The 19,256-nt window shown below is 69.9% G+C and carries 17 protein-coding genes; 11 read left to right on the forward strand and 6 right to left on the reverse strand.

Annotation, left to right across the window (positions count from 1 at the left end; all coding sequences use genetic code 11):
- Nucleotides 1-37 precede the first annotated feature (37 nt).
- The 4 genes from nadA to AC5YDA_RS05385 all read left to right on the forward strand — a co-directional run bounded on the left by nadA (nt 38) and on the right by AC5YDA_RS05385 (nt 4,398).
- Entirely contained in the window at nt 38-1,024 is a 987-nt protein-coding gene (gene nadA, locus AC5YDA_RS05370) for a quinolinate synthase NadA (protein WP_496190025.1), read from the forward strand.
- Entirely contained in the window at nt 1,021-2,526 is a 1,506-nt protein-coding gene (locus AC5YDA_RS05375) for an L-aspartate oxidase (protein WP_496190026.1), read from the forward strand. The genes nadA and AC5YDA_RS05375 overlap by 4 nt, the downstream gene beginning before the upstream one ends.
- A complete protein-coding gene (nadC, locus tag AC5YDA_RS05380) occupies nt 2,523-3,371 on the forward strand; it encodes a carboxylating nicotinate-nucleotide diphosphorylase (RefSeq protein WP_496190027.1) in 849 nt (282 codons plus the stop codon). Before AC5YDA_RS05375 ends, nadC begins: the two co-directional genes overlap by 4 nt.
- 253 nt (nt 3,372-3,624) lie before the next feature.
- Nucleotides 3,625-4,398, forward strand: coding sequence for an SDR family oxidoreductase (locus AC5YDA_RS05385; protein WP_496190028.1), 774 nt, complete (start codon nt 3,625-3,627; stop codon nt 4,396-4,398).
- A 73-nt stretch (nt 4,399-4,471) separates the two neighbouring features.
- On the opposite strand, the gene AC5YDA_RS05390 is transcribed toward AC5YDA_RS05385, so the two are convergent.
- From AC5YDA_RS05390 to AC5YDA_RS05415, 6 genes are read right to left on the reverse strand one after another with little or no spacing between them, the layout of a single operon-like run.
- Nucleotides 4,472-5,140 (reverse strand): dihydrolipoamide acetyltransferase family protein, encoded by a 669-nt coding sequence (locus AC5YDA_RS05390; protein ID WP_496190029.1) that lies wholly within the window; start codon nt 5,138-5,140, stop codon nt 4,472-4,474.
- Nucleotides 5,141-5,198: 58 nt separating this feature from the next.
- On the reverse strand, nt 5,199-5,516 hold the full coding sequence (locus tag AC5YDA_RS05395; protein ID WP_496190030.1) for a biotin/lipoyl-containing protein: 318 nt from the start codon (nt 5,514-5,516) through the stop codon (nt 5,199-5,201).
- On the reverse strand, nt 5,513-6,532 hold the full coding sequence (locus AC5YDA_RS05400) for an alpha-ketoacid dehydrogenase subunit beta (protein ID WP_496190031.1): 1,020 nt from the start codon (nt 6,530-6,532) through the stop codon (nt 5,513-5,515). Before AC5YDA_RS05400 ends, AC5YDA_RS05395 begins: the two co-directional genes overlap by 4 nt.
- A 14-nt stretch (nt 6,533-6,546) precedes the next feature.
- Complete coding sequence (locus AC5YDA_RS05405; RefSeq protein ID WP_496190032.1) at nt 6,547-7,524, reverse strand: thiamine pyrophosphate-dependent dehydrogenase E1 component subunit alpha; 978 nt, start codon at nt 7,522-7,524, stop codon at nt 6,547-6,549.
- Nucleotides 7,525-7,578: 54 nt separating this feature from the next.
- On the reverse strand, nt 7,579-8,613 hold the full coding sequence (locus AC5YDA_RS05410; protein WP_496190033.1) for an NAD(+)/NADH kinase: 1,035 nt from the start codon (nt 8,611-8,613) through the stop codon (nt 7,579-7,581).
- 41 nt (nt 8,614-8,654) lie between these two features.
- A complete protein-coding gene (locus AC5YDA_RS05415; protein ID WP_496190034.1) occupies nt 8,655-9,998 on the reverse strand; it encodes a hypothetical protein in 1,344 nt (447 codons plus the stop codon).
- Between the two features lie 234 nt (nt 9,999-10,232).
- Here AC5YDA_RS05415 and AC5YDA_RS05420 point away from each other — a divergent pair, with 234 nt between their 5' ends.
- The 7 genes from AC5YDA_RS05420 to AC5YDA_RS05450 all read left to right on the forward strand — a co-directional run bounded on the left by AC5YDA_RS05420 (nt 10,233) and on the right by AC5YDA_RS05450 (nt 18,346).
- Nucleotides 10,233-10,634, forward strand: coding sequence for an NUDIX hydrolase (locus AC5YDA_RS05420; protein WP_496190035.1), 402 nt, complete (start codon nt 10,233-10,235; stop codon nt 10,632-10,634).
- A 284-nt stretch (nt 10,635-10,918) separates the two neighbouring features.
- Nucleotides 10,919-12,487 carry an ABC transporter substrate-binding protein gene (locus AC5YDA_RS05425; protein WP_496190036.1) on the forward strand — a complete coding sequence of 523 codons (1,569 nt, stop codon included), beginning with the start codon at nt 10,919-10,921 and terminating at the stop codon, nt 12,485-12,487.
- An 82-nt stretch (nt 12,488-12,569) separates the two neighbouring features.
- Nucleotides 12,570-13,511: an ABC transporter permease gene (locus AC5YDA_RS05430; RefSeq protein WP_496190037.1), complete on the forward strand. Its 942-nt coding sequence runs from the start codon at nt 12,570-12,572 to the stop codon at nt 13,509-13,511.
- Nucleotides 13,508-15,370 carry a dipeptide/oligopeptide/nickel ABC transporter permease/ATP-binding protein gene (locus tag AC5YDA_RS05435; RefSeq protein WP_496192829.1) on the forward strand — a complete coding sequence of 621 codons (1,863 nt, stop codon included), beginning with the start codon at nt 13,508-13,510 and terminating at the stop codon, nt 15,368-15,370. The genes AC5YDA_RS05430 and AC5YDA_RS05435 overlap by 4 nt, the downstream gene beginning before the upstream one ends.
- On the forward strand, nt 15,367-16,353 hold the full coding sequence (locus tag AC5YDA_RS05440; protein WP_496190039.1) for an ATP-binding cassette domain-containing protein: 987 nt from the start codon (nt 15,367-15,369) through the stop codon (nt 16,351-16,353). The genes AC5YDA_RS05435 and AC5YDA_RS05440 overlap by 4 nt, the downstream gene beginning before the upstream one ends.
- 302 nt (nt 16,354-16,655) lie before the next feature.
- Nucleotides 16,656-17,516: an NUDIX hydrolase gene (locus AC5YDA_RS05445; protein ID WP_496192830.1), complete on the forward strand. Its 861-nt coding sequence runs from the start codon at nt 16,656-16,658 to the stop codon at nt 17,514-17,516.
- Entirely contained in the window at nt 17,513-18,346 is an 834-nt protein-coding gene (locus tag AC5YDA_RS05450; RefSeq protein WP_496190041.1) for an MBL fold metallo-hydrolase, read from the forward strand. The genes AC5YDA_RS05445 and AC5YDA_RS05450 overlap by 4 nt, the downstream gene beginning before the upstream one ends.
- Nucleotides 18,347-19,256 lie beyond the last annotated feature (910 nt).

Below are 19,256 nucleotides of genomic sequence, written 5' to 3' on the forward strand. Positions count from 1 at the left end.
AGGGGGTTGTCGAGACCAGAAAAGGCTGGGAGGCCTCATGACCACCACACCGACCGCCCGACAGCTCTACCGGAGGGTCGAGCACGTGATCCCCTCCGTCGAGTGGGCGACGATGGCGGACGACGTCGACGCCATCCTGCGGCTCAAGAAGGAGCGCAACGCGGTCATCCTGGGTCACAACTACATGACCCCCGAGATCTTCCACGGCGTCTCCGACATCGTCGGCGACTCCCTGGCCCTGGCCCGCGAGGCGACCGCCGTGGAGGCCGACGTCATCGTGCTCGCCGGCGTCCACTTCATGGCCGAGACCGCGAAGCTGCTCAACCCCTCCAAGACCGTCCTGATCCCCGACCTGCGCTCCGGCTGCTCGCTGGCCGAGTCGATCACGGCCGAGGACGTGCGCGCGTTGCGCCGCCGGCACCCCGGCGTCCCGGTGGTGACCTATGTGAACACCAGCGCGGCCGTCAAGGCGGAATCGGACGTCTGCTGCACGTCCGGCAACGCGGTGCAGATCATCGAGAGCCTCGGCGTGCCGAAGGTCATCATGATCCCCGACCGCTTTCTGGCGGCCAACGTGGCGCGCCAGACGGGCGTGGAGGTGGTCACGCACCCGGGGGCCTGCGAGGTGCACGAGCGCTTCACCCCCGGCGACATCGCCCAGCTCCGCCGTGAGCACCCGGGCCTGACGGTGCTGGCCCACCCCGAGTGCCCGCCCGAGGTCGTGGACGAGGCCGACTTCTCCGGCTCGACCGCACAGATGGTGGGGTTCGTCGCCGAGCGCAGGCCGACCCGCGTGGCCCTGATCACAGAGTGCTCGATGAGCGACAACGTCGCGCAGGAGTACCCGGACCTCGACTTCATCCGCCCCTGCAACCTGTGCCCCCACATGAAGCGCAACACGCTCGCCGCGATCCGGCACGCCCTGGAGACCATGACACATGAGGTCACCGTCGCCGGGGACGTGGCCGAGCGGGCGCGGGCGGCCGTCCAGCGAATGCTCGACCTCGGGACGCCCCCGACATGAGCCGGGCGGTCTCCGGCGTCGTCGACGCAGGCGGGCCCGTCATCGTCGGGGCCGGCCTGGCGGGCTTGGCGTGCGCCCTCGAATTGGCCCCCCTGCGGTGCATCGTCCTCAGCGCGGGGGCGGTGTCGACCGGGACGTCGACCGGGTGGGCGCAGGGGGGTGTCGCCGCCGCCGTGGGTCCGGACGACGACCCGGTCCGCCACGCCGCCGACACCGTCGCCGCCGGCGCCGGGCTCTGCGACCCCCATGTCGTGGACGCCGTCACGCGTGCGGCCCCCGGGGCCATCCGGTGGCTCACCGACCACGGCGCGCGGTGGGACCGCCATCCCGACGGTTCACTGCGGCTCGGGTTGGAGGGGGCCCACAGCCGGCGCCGCATCGTCCATGCACAGGGCGACTGCACCGGCGCCGAACTGCTGCGCACGGTGGTGGACGCGGCCCGACACACCCCCTCCGTGGCGCTCTGGGACCATTCCCCCGCCCGCGAGATCCTCGTCCGGGACGGCCGCGCCGCCGGTGTCCTCGTCGACACGCCGGACGGCCCCGTCGAGCTGCGGGCGACCGCGGTCATCCTCGCCACCGGCGGGATCGGCGGCCTGTACACGCACACCACGAATCCCCTGTCCTCCCGCGGTCAGGGCCTGGCCCTGGCCTTCCGCGCCGGAGCCGTGCTCCGGGACCTCGAGCTCGTGCAGTTCCACCCGACCGCGCTCGACGTCGACCTCGACCCGCTCCCGCTGGTCAGCGAAGCTGTCCGCGGCGAGGGGGCCGTCCTGGTCAACGGCAACGGCGACCGGGTGCTGAAGAACCCGCTCAGCGCGCGCGACGTGGTGTCGCGCGCGGAGTGGGCGCAGTTGCAGGCGGGCCACCGCGTCTTCCTCGACGCGACCCGTGACCCCGGGGAGCGCTTCGCCGAGCTGTTCCCGTCCATCCACGCCAAGGCCTGCGAGGTCGGGCTCGACCCCACGAGGGACCTGCTGCCCGTGCGACCCGCGGCGCACTACCACATGGGCGGCGTCCTGGTGGACCGGCGAGGCGAGAGCACCGTCCCGGGGCTGTACGCCGCGGGGGAGGTGGCATCGACCGGCCTGCACGGCGCCAACCGCTTGGCCAGCAACTCCCTGCTGGAGGCGGTCGTGTGCGCGCGCTGGGTGGCCCAGCATCTCAAGGAGGTCCATGCGCCGCAGCGGGAGACCCCCGGCGTGGCCGACCGGCACTGGGCCGGGGCCACTGGCGCTGCCCCCGGTCCGGAGGTCCAGCAGGTCCGCGCGGTGGTCACCGCCGCTGCGGGCGTGCTCCGGGACGCCGACAGCCTCCGCGCCGCCCTGGCAACCCTGCGGAATCACCTCGACGACGACACCGGTCTGGTGGGCTCCCTCGTGGTCCGGTCAGCACTGCGCCGGGAGGAGTCGCGGGGCGCCCAGTTCCGGACGGACTTCCCCCGCACGACGTCAGAGGCCGCACACACCCTGGTGAGCCTGGCTGATCTGGAGGAGCAATGAGAGCACTGCCCACACTGGTCATCGAACCCCTCGTCCGGGCCGCCCTGCGGGAGGACCTGGGCCAGGCGGGTGACCTCACCACCGACAGCATCGTCCCCGATGACCAGGTGTCCACGGTCGTCCTGGTCTCGCGGGAGCGCGGCGTGGTGGCCGGCACCGCCTGCGCCGCGCTCGCGTGGCAGCTGGTCGACCCCCGCATCGAGGTGCGGTGGGCCATGCAGGACGGTGCCCGCGTCCATCCCGGCGACACGATCGGGAGCGCCACCGGACCCACCCGCGGGCTCCTCAGCGGCGAGCGGGTGGCACTCAACTTTCTGGGGCACCTCTCGGGGGTCGCCACGGGAACGGCCGCCATCGCGGACGCCGTCGCACACACCGGGGCCCGGGTCGTGGACACGCGCAAGACCATCCCCGGCCTCCGCGCCCTGCAGAAGTACGCCGTGCGGTGCGGTGGCGGCGGGAACCACCGGTTCGGACTGGACGACGCCGTCCTCATCAAGGACAACCACATCGCTGCCGCCGGGGGACTCGCCGAGGCGGTGACGCGAGCGCGCGCCAACGTTGAGCACCTGGTCAAGATCGAGGTCGAGGTCGACACCCTCGACCAGCTGCGCCAGCTGCTGACGCTCCCGGTGGACGCGGTCCTTCTCGACAACATGGGCCCCGACCAGCTGCGTGAGGCCGTGGACCTGGTGGCCGGCAGGCTGGTCACCGAGGCGTCCGGGCGCATCACTCCCGAGTCCGCGGTGGCTGTCGCCGAGTCGGGGGTGGACCTGATCTCCGTGGGATGGCTCACCCACAGCGCCCGGGTGCTCGACATCGGGCTCGACTGGCCTCCCCGGTGACGGCGCGGCACGCCTGGTGGGGTCCCCCTTCAGCGTCGATGCGGTGTGATGGTGTCATGCGGACGCGGCGGTTCACGAACATGATCAACCTCTCGGGGTCCCTCCTGCTGGCGTAGGGGGTCGACTCCGGCTGAGGAGCCGGGGCACCAGCGAAAGGTCCTAGGGCTGATCACCCTCCGGTTCGATCAGCATGCAACCTCGCCGCAACGCTGGGCCACCTAGCGTGGAGACCCTCGACACGAAGGAGGCCTTCATGAACAACGTCCTCGTCACCGGCTCGGCGCGCGGCATCGGCAAGGGCATCGCAGCCCGTCTGATCGCCGACGGACACAATGTTGCCCTCAGCGACCTGCCCTCGATGGCCGAACCATTGGCTGCCACACGCGCAGAGCTGGAAGGAACCGGCGGTCGCGTCATGGCCGTCCACATCGATGTCACGGACCTCGACTCGGTGAAGGCCGGGATCGCCGCCGTGGTCGACGAGTTCGGCTCGCTGGATGTGATGGTGGCGAACGCCGGCATCGCACAGACCAAGGCCCTGCTGGACGTGTCACCCGACGAGTACGACGTGGTGCACCGTGTCAACGGCCGTGGGCTGTTCTTCTGTTACACCGAGGCCGCCCGCCAGATGATCGCCCAGGGCGGCGGGGGGAAGATCATCGGCGCTGCCTCGATCGCAGCCCACAAGGGCTTCGCGCTCCTGGGCGTGTACTGCTCGTCGAAGTTCGCGGTCAAGGCCCTGACCCAATCCGCGGCGCAGGAGTGGGCACCCCACGGCATCACGGTGAACGCCTACTGCCCCGGAATCGTCGACACGAAGATGTGGGAGGAGATCGACCACGACCTCGGAGAGATCAACAAGGTCGGCAAGGGCGAGTCGATGATGGCCATGGCCGCGGGGATCGCTCTCGGGCGCGTGTCCGTCCCGGCGGACGTCGCGTCGCTGGTCTCCTACCTCGCCGGCCCGGACTCCGACTACATGACAGGCCAGTGCGTCGTCATCGACGGTGGGATGATCTATCCCTGATGCCGCGACCCGGCCACGGTCGGGTGCGCCACGCAGTGGTGGACGGGGCCGGAGCGACCCCGTCCACCATTCGTCACAGGCCGGAGGGCTGAGCCAACAGCGCAGCAACCCGTGCCAGGAAGAGCGCGCCCGGGTAGCCGTCGACCACACGGTGATCGATCGTGAGGCTGAGGGTCATCTCCTGGCGCCACGCGACCCCGCCGGAGTCGGGGACCGCCAGGGGGCGGGACCGACCGACCCCGAGGATCGCCGACTCGGGCGGGTTGAGCACCGGAGTGAACGCATCGATGCCCTGACCCCCCAGGCTCGTCACCGTGAACGTGCCGCCCTCCAGGTCGTCCATGCCCAGCCTGCCGGTACGGGAGCGCTCCGCGAGGTCCCGCGTGACGGTGGCCAACTCGGCGAGGGGCAGCTCGTCGGCGCCCCTGACGACGGGCACGACCAGACCGCCTTCGAGGGCCACCGCCATCCCGATGTTGACCTGACCCGCGTGGACGATGGTCTCGTCCTCGAGCCGCGCGTTCACCCCCGGGTGCTCGCGCAGCGCAAGGGCGGAAGCCCGGATCACGGCGTCCGTGAAGGTGGGCCGGAGCTCACCCTCCCACCGGGAGCGCAGAGCGGTGAGTTCGGTGACGTCCGCAGTGGAGACCAGCGTGAGTTGCGCGCTGCCCTGGAGCGACTCGTGCATACGCCTCGCGATGAGCTTGCGCATACGGCTCATGCGGACCGTGGTGTCATCCATCACAACTCCTTCCTGCCGGACACCCTCCTGGGCACCAGCCCACCGACCACGGAACGGATCACCCTTGGGTGGGTGGCACGAACGAGGCTTCGAACTCCGCCACGTGGGCGTCCAGCTCCTCGTCACCCACCTCGTCATCGGACACCACCGCCAGGAGCGCACCGACGGGCAGGGTGGCCCCTTCCTCGGCGACGAGCCGACGGACCACCCCCGCCACGGGCGACTCGACCTGGCCGGTGATCTTGTCGGTCTCGACGTCGCAGACGAGCTGTCCGACCTCGACCGCCTCGCCCACCCCGACCAACCAGCCGGCGAGGTCTCCCTCGGTCATGGCCATGCCCCACTTGGGCATCGTGATGTCGCGCAGCTCGCTCATGCGACGGCCTCCCTGTCCATGATCTCTCTCACGGACGCCTCGACGTCCGCCGGCGATGGGATGTAGGCCTGCTCCAGGACGGTCGCGAACGGTACCGGCGTGTGCGGCGGGGTGATGGTCCGGATCGGCGCCTTGAGCGATGCGAACCCCCGTGTCGCCACCAGGGCGGCCAGGTCTGCAGCCATGCCGCACCGGGGGTTTCCCTCGTCGACGACCACGAGACGGCCCGTCTTCTCCACGCTGGCGAGGATGGCATCCTCGTCCAGGGGCGAGGTCGTCCGGGGATCGATGATCTCGACCTCGATGTCGTCCTTGGCCAGTGCCGCAGCCGCCTTCTCGGCGATGGACACCATGCGGCCGAGCGCCACAACGGTGACGTCCGTGCCCTGCCGCACGATGCGGGCTTCACCGAAGGGGATGACGTAGAGGTCCTCCGGCACCTCGCCCTTCACTCCGTAGAGCATCTTGTGCTCGCAGAAGATCACCGGGTCCTGGTCACGGATCGCCTGCACGAGCAGACCCTTGGCGTCGTAGGGGTTGGACGGCAGGACGACCTTGATGCCGGGGATGTGCGTCAGGATCGCGTACAGCGACTGCGAGTGCTGGGCAGCCGCGTTCATTCCGGCGCCGTACATCGTGCGGATCACCAACGGGGTCTCCGCCTTGCCGCCGAACATGTACCGGAACTTCGCCGTCTGGTTGAGGATCTGGTCGAGGCAGACGCCGACGAAGTCGATGAACATGAGTTCGGCGATCGGCCGGAGTCCGGACGCGGCGGCGCCCGCCGCTGCGCCCACGATCGCCGACTCACTGATCGGCGTGTCGAGCACCCGGTCCGGGAACAGGGGCTGGATACCCTTCGTGACGCCGAGGACGCCACCCCAGGCGTCCAGCGGCTCACTGGTCCCCGCCCCGCCGGCGACATCCTCGCCGAACAGGACCACGCGCGGGTCTGCTGCCATCTCCTGGCGGATGGCTTCGTTGATGGCCTCTCTGTAGGTCACTCTGCGTGCCATGATCGTTCCTTCGCCTAGTAGCTGACGTACACGTCGGTGAGAAGGGAGCGCAGCTCCGGCTCGGGCGCGGCCAGGGCGGCCTCGACGGCCCGGTCGATGAGGTCGGCGACCTCGGCGTCCACCGCGCGGAGGTCGCCGGCCGACAGCAGGCCTGCGTCGGTGACCGTCTTCTCGAAGCGGTTCAGGCAGTCCTTCTCCGCGCGCAGCCTCTCGACCTCCCCGGCCGGGCGGTACTTCTGCTGGTCCCCCTCGAAGTGGCCGTAGAAGCGGTCGGTCTTGCACTCGACCAAGGATGGCCCGCCGCCGGAGCGTGCACGCTGAACGGCAGCCGCCATGGCTTCGCGGACCGCGAAGTAGTCGTGGCCGTCCACGACTGCGGCCGGTAGCCCGAACCCATCGGCGCGCTTGGCGACGTCGATGCCGGACTGGTGGAACTGGCTGCTCGTCGACTCGGCGTAACCGTTGTTCTCGACGACGAAGACGACGGGCAGGTCCCAGACCGCGGCCAGGTTCAACGACTCCAGGAAGGTTCCCTGGTTGGCGCCGCCGTCACCGGTGAACGACACACCCACCTGATCGGTGCCGCGCACCTTCGCGCTCAACCCGACGCCGCACACGAGCGGCGGGCCACCGCCCACGATGCCGTTGGCACCGAGCATGCCGGTGGACAGGTCGGCGATGTGCATCGACCCACCCTTCCCGCCGCACAGACCCGTTGAGCGGCCGTAGAGCTCGGCCATCATGCCCATCACGTCGCAGCCCTTGGCGATGGCGTGTCCGTGCCCGCGGTGGGTCGAGGCGATGTAGTCGTCAGCCGTGAGGTTGCTGCAGACGCCCACCGCGACTGCCTCCTCGCCGGCGTACAGGTGGACGAAGCCGGGCATCAGGCCGGTCGCGAACTCGCGGTGAGCACGTTCCTCGAACTCGCGAATCGTCTTCATGAGTCGGTAGGCCTCCAACAAGGCCTCACGGGAATCCGGTGTTGTGGTCATCACCCCTCCACTTCCTCGTGCGACGGGCGTCGGCCCCGTCGCCGTCCTGCGACGCTACCGACCGGGGCGTTGCGTCAGCGTTGCATCGCCCCGCGCGTGCGCGGCGTGCACCAAGGTGCGCGACACATCGATGCGCAGGGGCCCGAGCCCGATCCTCACCGTCGCCGGAACTCCTGCGGACCTGGGAACCTCCCGCTCCCCGTCGACCGTCAGGGTGCCTGCCACCATGTCCAGCCCAACCGTTTCACCGAACGGGATCGGGGTGACATCTGCGATCCCCACCGGTGTGACGATGCCCGGCACCAGGGGCACGTGCACGACGTGGACGGCGTGCCGGAGTGGCGCGAGCCGAACGAGGACGCCGCCCGGCTCACCCCGCGGGGCGTCGTACACGGCAGCTGCGATGGCGGACAACCCGATCGCGGCCGGGTCGGTGAAGACGACCGCCACCTCCGTCAGATCTTGGACGTCCCAGAGAGCGCGCGCACCGATCCAAGGATGCGTCGAGACGCCCACGTCCACCAGCGCGGTTTCGCGGCGTCCGGCACACTCCACCACCATCCCGTGTTCACGGACGCAGCCAGCCTCGATGGGCACCGCCCCTGCGGCGACCAGGCCGGCGGCGATCCCGGCCGTGGTGGGCTCCGCCCACGGGGGGAAGACGTTGTTCGTGCCTGTCGACACCGCGGCGAGTGGGATGTCGCCGAGGATGTCGGCGGTGAGACGTTGTGTGCCGTCGCCTCCGAGCACGCACACCGCGGACACGCCCGACTCGACCATCAGGTCGAGCGCACGCAGGGTGTCGGAGGCCGTCAACTGCGGTCGGAAGTCGAGCCACTCCAGCGTGGGGAACTGGTCGCCATGTTGCAGCGAAACCTGTCGCATCAGCCGCCGCATGGTGGAGACCACCATGCGGTCGGTGGGCATGGCCAGGACACGGTCGACGCCGGCGGACCTGAGTCCGGCGAGCAGCCGGACGACCATCGCCCCCTTCTCGGAGTTGTCCACCACCGTTGCAGCGCTGACCAGCCTACGGATGTCGTGACCGGAGGCGCTGTTGACCACCAGGCCCACCGTGACGCAGCTCATGCCTGATGGTGCCTCGGGGGGCGTTGCGTCGACGTTGCACGTCAGCCTGCGTACTGGCCCATCCGGTCGAGCCGGGCGAGGATGATCGGGACCATCGGATCGGAGGGACTGAGCGTCGCCACGTCTGCGCTCAACGCCTCGGCATCCGAGCTTCCGACGGGGCCCAGGCACCAACGATCGAGCGCGGGACCCCCGACGCGCAGGACGGCCCCACGCAGCGTCTGGTTGAGCTCGGCGCGGTACAACTCGATGGTGAGGGAGTCGCTGCGAGGCAGTAACTGACCGTGGTAGCAATCGACGGCCTCAGCCACCCGACCCTGGGCGACGAGGGCAAGGACTGCGCTGGCGTCCGTGACCACGGGGACGGTGAAGCGGTAGGGGCTGCTCGCAATGCGCTCACCCAGGATGGCCCGGATCCGATGCATCTCGACGCGCACGGTCAACGGATTGCCGCGATCACCGTACAGTTCCTGCGCCAGTTCGTCGGCCCGCATTCCCTCGGGGCGGCGCGAGAGCAGGAAGAGTATGTCCGCATGTCTGGGTGAGAGTTCGATCCACGCCCCCGACACGGAGATCGCCGGGGGCAGCGGGCCCAACAGCCGCAAATGGACGCCCGTCGGCGATGCGGTGGGGGCGTGCACCACCCAGAAGTCACCGAGGCGGTCGAACCGGAGCGCGCGGCTGGACAGCAACTCGGCCCCATCCTGGGGCACCAGGCCCCACGGAGGGTAGAGGTCTCCCCGGCCCCAGAGGAGCTGCCCGTCGGCGCTCAGCAGCGCCGATCGGCGGGCGTCGAGGCCGGCGCGAACGGCGGCGTCCGCGATGGTGTCCAACTCCTCACGACGTTGTTCCCGCAACATGCTCTCCACGAGCCGGGCGACGGAACGTACGAGCAGGAGCTTGTCGGGACTGGCGTCCGGGCCGGAGACGTCGAGGATGGCCAACGGAGTACCCGTGACCGGGTCATGGATCGGGGCCGCCCAGCAGCCCCACTCCCGATGGGTGAACAGGTAGTGCTCGTCGAAGGTGATCTGGACCGGGCGAAGCTCATGGAGTGCGGTTCCGATGGCGTTGGTCCCCACACCCCACTCACTCCACCGGGCTCCCGGCCCCATGCCGATACGGGCTGCGCGTTTCAACAGGGAGCGGCTGCCGTCCAGCCACAGGACGTCCCCCTCGATGTCGGAGATCGCCAGGACGTGCCCCGCGTCGGCCGAAGGGCCCAGGATGAGGTCGCGCACGGTGGGCAGGAGCGACGCCATCGGGTGTTCGGCGCGCCGTTGACGGAGGTCATCGGACTTCATCAGGTAGGGCGGCTCGCTGTCGGCGGGATCCAGACCCGTCGCTCGGGCGCGGCGCCACGAAGCCCGCACCAAGGGCCGCATGGAGCCAACGCGCCTCGACACCACCACCACCACCTCACGGGAAATGTCCCGCCGATTACCGGCCATTCTCGGTGAGGCAACCGGGAGCGTCAAACCCCCGGGACGGCACAGTCGATGTCCCGCCCGTGGAGCTCACCCGGTTCCCGGAGGCGCTGGTTGTCCGGGTCCATGGCCAGCGCATGGTCTGGGGGCTGTGGGACGACCGCTGACCCTGCAGCCGTGTTTGAATGACGCATGAGCGAGATCCATCGACTGGCGTTCTGCGTGCTCGTCCGTGAAGGGCGGGCGCTGCTCGTGCACCGCCATCCCGGGCGTCGCCTGTTCCCGGATGTCTGGGACCTGCCCGGTGGCCACATCGAAGCGGGCGAGGAGCCGGACGCCACGGCGCGCCGAGAACTCGCTGAGGAGCTGGGCGTCGTCGTCGGACAACTCCAGTTGCTGCCGGTGCCCGTCGAGGTGCCCGGGGCAGAGACCCATGTCTATGTGGCACTCAGCTGGTGCGGCGAGCCCGGGAACCTCGCCCCGCATGAGCACGACGCGATCGGCTGGTTCACGCCGGCCGAGGCGGAGGAGTTGTGTCTGGCCGTTCCCGAGTTGATCGCGCTCATCCGTGTCGCCGTGGCGGCGGACGCCTGAAGCCGGCCCCGCCGGGCCGACTAGCCTCCGCGTCGCGTCCGGCCTGCCTGACTGTCTCCGCGGCTTCGAGGCCCTGTCCCGGGGTCGATCCGAGCGCTCGCGGTCCCACGCTTCGGCGATTGACTTTTTCGAACGCCCGGCAGCCGCCGGTCTCCACTCCTAGGCTTCGTCACACCTTCCCGGATGGTCACGGGGAGCCCGGACGTGGCTTCTCCCGGGGGTGCATGGAGGCGCGCCGGGGCAGACGCGTCCCGCATCGTCGGGCAGAGTGACGAGGAGAACCAATGAAACGATCCACCATCAAATGGGCCGCGGGGCTGGTGGCGGCAGCCATCGCCCTGGCTGGCTGTTCCGGGGGGACATCCAGCCAGCCGGGCACCGCCGGCACCGCCGGCACCGGCACCGCAGCCGCCCAGGCACCCCAGGCGCCCCAGGACCTCGTCCTGGGCGTGCTGGCCGAACCGGCATCCTGGGATCCTGCTCAGGCCCACGTCGGCCACCTCCTCCAGCCCTACCAGGCGCCCTACGACACCCTGCTGCTGAGGGAACCCGACGGCAAGCTGGCGCCGATGCTGGCCACCGCGTGGGACTACACCGACAGCAACCGCACCGTCCTGCGTCTGAAGCTGCGCAACGACGTGACCTTCTCGGACGGCGCCGCCTTCAACGCCCAGGCGGTCAAGGCCAACCTCGAGCACTTCAAGGGCGCGAACGGCCGCCAGGTGGCCCAGCTGGGCAACTTCGGGTCCGCCACGGTCGTCGACGACTACACCATCGACATCACCCTCACGCAGGCTGACCCGGCCTTCACCTACTTCCTCAGCCAGGCCGCAGGGCTCATGGGTTCCCCGGCGAAGCTGGGTAGCACCGACATCGCGGACGCGCCCATCGGGACGGGGCCGTACACGCTCGACCCCGCGCAGTCCGTCAAGGGTTCCCAGCACGTCTTCACCGCGCGCGAGGGGTACTGGAACCCCGACCTGCAGAAGTGGGGCACCATCACGTTGCGGGTCCTGCCCGACGTCACCGCCCGCGTGAACGCGGTGACCGGTGGCCAGGTGGACGCCACGCTGCTTGACCCGGCCACCCGCGACCAGGCGAAGGCCGCGAAGCTCACCGCTCTGGAGTGGCCCGTCGACTGGAGCGGCTTGCTCCTCTTCGATCGCGACGGCGCCAAGGTGCCTGCCATGGGCGACGTCCGGGTGCGTCAGGCGATCAACTACGCCATCGACCGCGAAGCGCTGCTCAAGAACGTGATGATGGGCGGCGGCGACATCACTTCGCAGGTGTTCGGACCGGATTCCGGTGCGTACGTCAAGGAGCTGGACTCCTACTACACGTTCGATCCGGAGAAGGCCCGCAGCCTGCTGGCCGAGGCCGGGTACCCCAAGGGGTTCGAGATGTCCGCCCCGCTCCTGCCCGGCGTCGACGTGGTGAACAACTACGTGGTCCAGCAGTTGGCCGACGTGGGTATCAAGGTGAAGCTCCAGTCCGTGCCGGCGCCCGAATACGTCAGCATCATCGGGCGGGGCGACTACCCGATTGCCTGGTTCCAGCTCTTCCAGGGGACGGCTTGGGTGGCAGCCAACCAGATGCTCGTGCCGAAGACCCTGTACAACCCGTTCCGCACCAACAACCCGGAAGTGGCCGCCCTCCTCGAGGGTGTCCGCACTGCCGGTGACGATCCGGGTGAAGCCGGGCCGGCCCTGAACCGTTACATCGTCGAGAACGCCTGGTTCGCGCCGTTCTACCGCATCAAGCAGAACTACGTGTACAACGCCGACAAGGTCAAGGTCGAGCCCCAGGTCCAGATGGCCGTGCCGTCGATCTACAACTACGAGCCCGCTTCCTGACCCCCCCGAGTGCTGCACGTCCGGCCCGGCAGCGTGCAGGCCGGACGTGCACCACCGCTTCGCCTGAAGGGTGCTCCCATTCATGTTGACTTTCATCGGAAGACGTCTGGTCTCGGGCGTCGGGGCCCTGTTCGTGGTGGCGTGCACCACGTTCCTGCTGCTCTTCCTCTCGAGCGGCAACATCGCTCGCAACCTCATGGGTGACCAGGCCTCCGAGGAGGCCGTTGCCGCCAAGGCCCGGCAGCTGGGCCTCGACCGGCCCCTGCTGGAGCGCCTCGTCACCTGGCTGACGGATGCCGTGCAGCTGGAGTTCGGCCGCTCCTGGTTCACCAACCAGCCGGTCTTCTCCGCCATCGGAGCTCGCCTGCCGCTCACGCTCACGATGGTCGCGGTGGCCATCCTCCTCATCGCGGCCGTGGCGACCCTGCTCGGTGTGACCGCCGCCGTCAAGCGGGGCGTCGCCGACCGCATCGTCCAGGTCCTCGCGGTGCTCGCCGCGGCCATCCCCGGCTACATCATCGGCATCGTGCTGGTGCTCGTCTTTGCCATCAAGCTGGGCTGGTTCCCGGCGATTTCCCGCATCACACCCCGCTCCGGGCTCGGGGACTGGGTCGTCTCCCTCACCCTGCCCGTCATCGGTCTCGTCCTGAACGGAATCGCCGGGGCCGCGCAGCAGATCCGCAGCGCGTTCATCAAGCAGATGGAACTGGACTACGTCCGGACCCTCAGGTCCCGGGGCATCCCCGAGCGCGAGATCCTCTTCCGGCACGTGCTCCGGGCTGCCGCGCCCGCCGGCCTGACCGTGCTGTCGTTGCAGTTCATCGGCCTCCTCGGTGGCGTCGTGATCATCGAGTCGATCTTCGCCCTCCCGGGGCTCGGTCGCCTGGCCGTGGATGCCACCACCCAGAACGACCTGCCCCTGGTGATGGGCGTCGTCATCTACACGGTGGCGATCGTCGTCGTCGTCAATCTGCTGGTCGACATCGCCAACGGCTGGCTCAACCCGAAGGTGCGTGTGTCATGAGCGACACCACGGCGATCCAGGGCGCCGATCCCGGGAACGGGTCCGGCACGACGGCCGGCCAGTCCGGCACTGTCAAGCGAGCAGGGGTCGTCCGACGGCTGCTCAGCAATCCGATGGGGTTGACGTCGGTCATCCTGCTGGCCCTCGTGATCGGCTGGGCAGTGTTCGCCGAGATCATCGCCCCCTTCGCCCCCGTCACGGTGTCGAACCAGGTCCTCGCGGGCCCGTCGGCCGAGCATCTCATGGGCACCGACTCCAACGGTCGCGACATCTGGTCACGCCTGCTCTTCGGTGCGCGCGGCACCCTCTCCTCCGCCGCCATCGCGGCGACCGTCGCCATCCTCATCGGCCTGCCCGCCGGTCTGGTCGCCGGATATTACGGCGGTTGGTTCGACGGCCTCGCGAGCTGGGCCACCAACATCCTCATGTCCCTGCCCAACCTGATCGTGCTGCTCGCCATCCGTGCGGCGGTCGGCCCCTCGGTCGAGATCACCATGGCGATCTTCGGTGTCATGGTGGCGCCCGGATTCTTCCGGCTCGTGCGGGCCGCTACGCAGTCCGTCCGCAACGAGTTGTATGTGGACGCGGCCCGCGTGGCCGGCCTCTCCGACCTCCGCATCATCGGTCGCCACGTCCTGGGTGTCGTGCGGGCGCCGGTCATCATCCAGGCCTCCATGGTGTGCGGCATCGCCATCTCCTTCCAGTCGGCCCTCGAGTTCCTCGGTCTGGGCGACCCCAGCGCCTCCACGTGGGGTGTCATGATCAACGACGGCTTCCGCAGCATCTACCGCCAGCCATTGGCGCTGTTGTGGCCCACCCTCGCCATCTCGCTCACCATCGGCGGCTTCGTGCTCTTCGCGAACGCGTTGCGAGACGCGCTGGAGGACCAGGTCAAGACCAAGGAGAAGCGGAAGGCCGTTCGCGGGGCGGCGGGCGTCCCGATCGCCACCCGGGGCGAGCCCGGGTCCGCCACCGCCACCGGTGCCGGCCGGAGCGGCGGGGCTCCCGCGCCCCACCTGCTCGAGGTCACGGACCTCCGGATCCAGTACCCGCAGCCCGACGGCAGCCGCAGCACGGTCGTCGACGGGGTCTCCTTCCACGTCGACCGGGATGAGGTGCTGGGCATCGTGGGCGAGTCCGGGTCCGGCAAGTCGCAGAGCTCGTTCGCCGTGCTCGGCCTGCTGCCGGACAACGCGCTGGTCTCGACCGGCCGGATCGTGTTCGACGGCGTCCAGACCGTCGACGCCGCCGCCATGAAGATCGACCAGGCACGGCTCGCCCCGCTGCGCGGCAAGCGCATCGCCTACATCCCGCAGGAGCCCATGAGCAATCTGGACCCGTCGTTCACGATCGGGTCCCAGTTGGTCCGTCCCATGAGACGGACGTTGGGGCTCAACGACAAGGCGGCCGAGGCTCAAGCGCTGGAACTTCTCAGGCTCGTGGGGATCCCGGACCCGAGACGCACCTTCCGCAGCTATGCCCACCAGATCTCGGGCGGGATGGCTCAACGGGTGCTGATCGCCGGCGCCATCTCGTGCAACCCCGACCTCATCATCGCCGATGAGCCCACCACGGCCCTCGACGTCACGGTCCAGGCCGAGGTGCTCGACCTGATCCGCAGGCTGCAGGGCGAGCTGCACCAGGGGATCATCCTGGTCACGCACAACTTCGGCGTCGTCGCCGATCTGTGCGACCGCGTCGCGGTCATGCAGAACGGCCGCATCGTGGAGCAGGGTGATGTGCGTTCGATCCTCCGGACGCCCCAGGACCCCTACACGAAGATGCTGCTGGAGTCCATGCTGGTCGACAAGACGCCGCGTACCAAGCTTCTCCCCGATCCCGTTGGAGGCGACCGATGAGTGGGAACCTGCCCGACCAGCCGATTCCCGGGCCGGGTCCGGCCGCGCACGATCCGGACTTGGTGTCGCCCGCCGAGCGGCTCGACGATGTCGCCGGGCACGCCCCGCACGTGGAGGACCTGCCCCCGGGCAACCACCTGCTCGACGTCGAGGAGGTGCGCGTCGCCTACCCGCAGCGTGGACTGTTCGCGAAGCCGGTGGAGATCCTGCACGGGGTCTCGCTGGCCGTCGAGGAGGGCAAGACCATGGGCCTCGTCGGCGAGTCGGGCTGTGGCAAGACCACGCTCGGCCGGGCGGTGCTGGGGCTGGCCCCCATCACCGGGGGGCGGGTGCTCTTTCAGGGTCGCGACATCGCCCACGCGAGCCGCAAGGAGCGTCGTGGCCTGAGCAAGGACATCCAGGTGGTGTTCCAGGACCCGTACACGTCGCTGAACCCGTCCATGACCATCGGGGACATCCTGAGCGAGCCCCTGGGCATCCAGGGCATCTCGGGTGCCGAGGCGCGCAAGCGGGTACGGGCTCTGCTCGAGCGGGTGCACCTGCCGCACGACGCCATGGAGCGTCTGCCACGGGAGTTCTCGGGCGGGCAGCGGCAACGGGTGGCCATCGCCCGCGCGCTCGCGCTCCAGCCGAAACTCATCGTGTGCGACGAGCCTGTCTCAGCCTTGGACCTCTCGACGCAGGCCCGCGTGCTGGATCTGTTCCTCGAGATCCAGGAGACCCTCATGGTGTCCTACCTGTTCGTGTCGCACGACCTCGACGTCATCCGGCACGTCAGCCACCGCGTGGCTGTCATGTACAAGGGCGAGATCGTCGAGCAGGGCCCGGCGTCCAAGGTGGCGGTGGACCCCGCCCACCCCTACACGCAGCGGCTGCTGCTGGCCTCGCCCGTGCCGGATCCGGATCGACAGGCGGAGCGGCGCCGAGCCCGGCGGGCCCACGACGCGGAGATGGCACGGCAGACTGCGGAAGCTGCCGCCTGAGGGCCGTGTCCGGCGACGCGTGCGCCGGGGTCACGACGTGACAGTGACCTCGGCCGGGGCACCGCCCCACCGTGGGGAATGCGCACGAGGGGACACAGCCCTTGACTGACCGCCGCCGAGATCGTTCACCGTGATTCCGGACCGGCCCGCCGTGCGCTGCGCGTCTGGATGTCTGCGACGGTGTTCCGTGGCACGGCGTTCATCCTCGTAGGATGGCAGCGCCGGGGCGGCGTGCGAGCGGACGCGGGTTGCGAGCCACCGGTGCGATCGAATCGCGACAGCCCGGACCGGGAAGGGTGACCATGAGCGACCGCATCTACCCCATGCCCAAGGGTCTGGAGGCCCGCGCGCTTGCGTGGCTGACGGGCGAGGGCGGCCCTGCGGCGCCCGCCAGGGACGCCTCCACGGTCATGCTGGTCAGGGACGCCACTGACGGGGGGCCCGCGGCCGGGGTCGAGGTCTTCATGATGAAGCGGGTGTCCACCATGGCGTTCGCACCCTCGGCCTACGTCTTCCCCGGCGGTGGGGTGGACGCCCGTGACGCCGACGAGCACCTTCCGTGGGCCGGCCCATCCCCGGCGCACTGGGCCACTGTGTTGTCCGCTCCGTCGGACGCCTCCGCCCGCACCCTGGTCGTCGCCGCGGCCCGGGAACTGTTCGAGGAGTGTGGTGTCCTGCTCGCCGGCCCCGGGGAGCGCAGGGTGGTGGAGGACGTCCGGGGCCCGGGCTGGCAGGCCGCTCGCCGCCGACTCCTCGCCCGCGAGCAGTCGTTCGCCGAACTCCTCATGGAGCGCAACCTTGTCCTGCGCACCGACCTGCTGGCGGCCCACGCCCACTGGATCACTCCGTGCTTCGAGCCGCGACGCTACGACACCCGGTTCTTCGTCGCGCAGGTGCCCCAGGGCCAGGTCCCCGACAACGACAACACAGAGGCCGACCACGCCCGTTGGGTGCGGCCTGCCGATCTGCTCGCGGAGATGGAGCTGGGGAGTGCCGTGCTGTTCCCCCCCACCGTCGCTCAGATGGAGGCACTCGCCGGCGCCTCCGACGCCGCGTCCTGTGTGGCGTCGTCGCCCTCGTTCCGGCCGATCCTGGCCGAACCCATCCGGCGCGGCGACGAGACCGCGCTCCTGGTCCGCGCCACCCCTGAGGACCACTCGTGACCGGAACCGGTGCGACCCCCCTCGTCGCCCGGCCGCCCCGGTGGGAGCCGCACAGCTGGACCGGCGGCTCGTGGAGCGGGCGGGTGGCGTGCGTCCTGTGCCCCAACCCGTCGCCTCTCACCCTGGAGGGGACCAACACCTGGGTCGTCGGCGAGCCCGGGCACTCCGACTGCCTCGTCATCGACCCAGGACCGGCCGACGAGGCCCACCTGGAGGCGATCCTGGCGGTCGTCGCCGGACGCCGCGTCGCCCAGGTCCTCCTCACCCACCGCCACCCCGACCACGCGGAGGGGGCCCCCGAGTTCGCTGCCAGGGTCGACGCCCCCGTGCGGGCGTTCGGGGCCGGCTCCGACGACCTGACTGACGGCGAGGTGATCCGGGAGGCCGGCGCCGAGCTCAGCGTGCTGGCGTCCCCCGGACACACCAGTGACTCCGTGTGCTTCCTGCTCCGGGGGGACGGCGCCCTGTTCAGTGGCGACACCGTGCTGGGCTGGGGAACCTCGGTGGTCACCTGGCCGGACGGCGTCCTCGGCGACTACCTCGCCAGCCTGGCCAAGATCGAGAAGGCGATCCACTCTGGCGTCGTCACGGACATCCTGCCGGGCCACGGGGGTCCACTCGCGGACGCCGCGGCGACGGTGGCCTTCTACCGACGCCACCGCCTGGAGCGTCTGGACCAGGTCCGCAGCGCGGTGGCGCAGGGCGCCCGGGACGCGGACGAGGTCGTGGAGCAGGTCTATGCCGACGTTGATCGATCCCTGTGGCCCGCGGCCGCCTTGTCCGTGCGGGCCCAACTCGACTACCTCACGAGCGGTGACGTGGTGGTGTAGGTCGAGATGGTGTTGGCCATGGGGAACACACCCCACGCCTCGGGACACACGCGCCACCCGAGGAACCGCCGGTCACCTCAGCGATGCATCCTCCCCTGCCCGCCGCACGTCACAACACCGGGACACAGAAAAGGCGAGAGGTTTTCGCCTCCCGCCTTTTCACTGCATAGCCCTGGTCACAGGCACATTTTGTGCGCGAGAGAGGAGTTGAACCTACCAAGGAGCTCCACAGAAGATGCCTCTGACTACGGGTTTCGCACAGTTCCGACGAGCTCGCAGCGGCCCCGAGGGGCAGATGTGGGGCAGGACTCACGCCGTCTCGGCAGCAGGACGAGCGCGTTGACATGGCTAGACCGCACCGTGCGGAGATGCCGCTGATCAACGAAGAGCCGGTCGAGATCGAGCTCACGCTCGGCGGGTTCGCCCTCGGGCTTGCGCTGCCCGGACCCGCGGCCGACAACAACGGCATCACCCCTGTGGCCACGGACCAGTGGCCTACTCCACGCTCTGCACCGACGACGTGGACGCCGCCTACGAACTCGCCTGACGGCCGACGCGAAGGACCATCGCCTGGCCGCACCCGTCTCGCGACGGCGAGCTCCGTGTGGCGTTCGTCGAAGAACCTGACGCCCACCCACTCCGACTTGTGCAGCGGGTGGGCCGACCAGGAGGAGGTACTCCAGCTCGCGGGGATCCGGCTGCACGAGCGATACCCCATACCGAAGGATCTCGCAATAGGCACGGCCCTTCGCCGTACCTGCGAGCTGAGCAGTCACACGACCTGGCGGCCCGGTAACTCGGCTGGCCCTCACGCCCGCGCCAGCGGACACGACGCCAGACCCAATCTCCCAGTTCGGAGACCCCGGCATGGTGGAGCCGGCGCGCAGAGGGGTTTGCGCGCCGGCTCCGG

The organism is Propioniciclava sp. LT294, assembly GCF_059516005.1.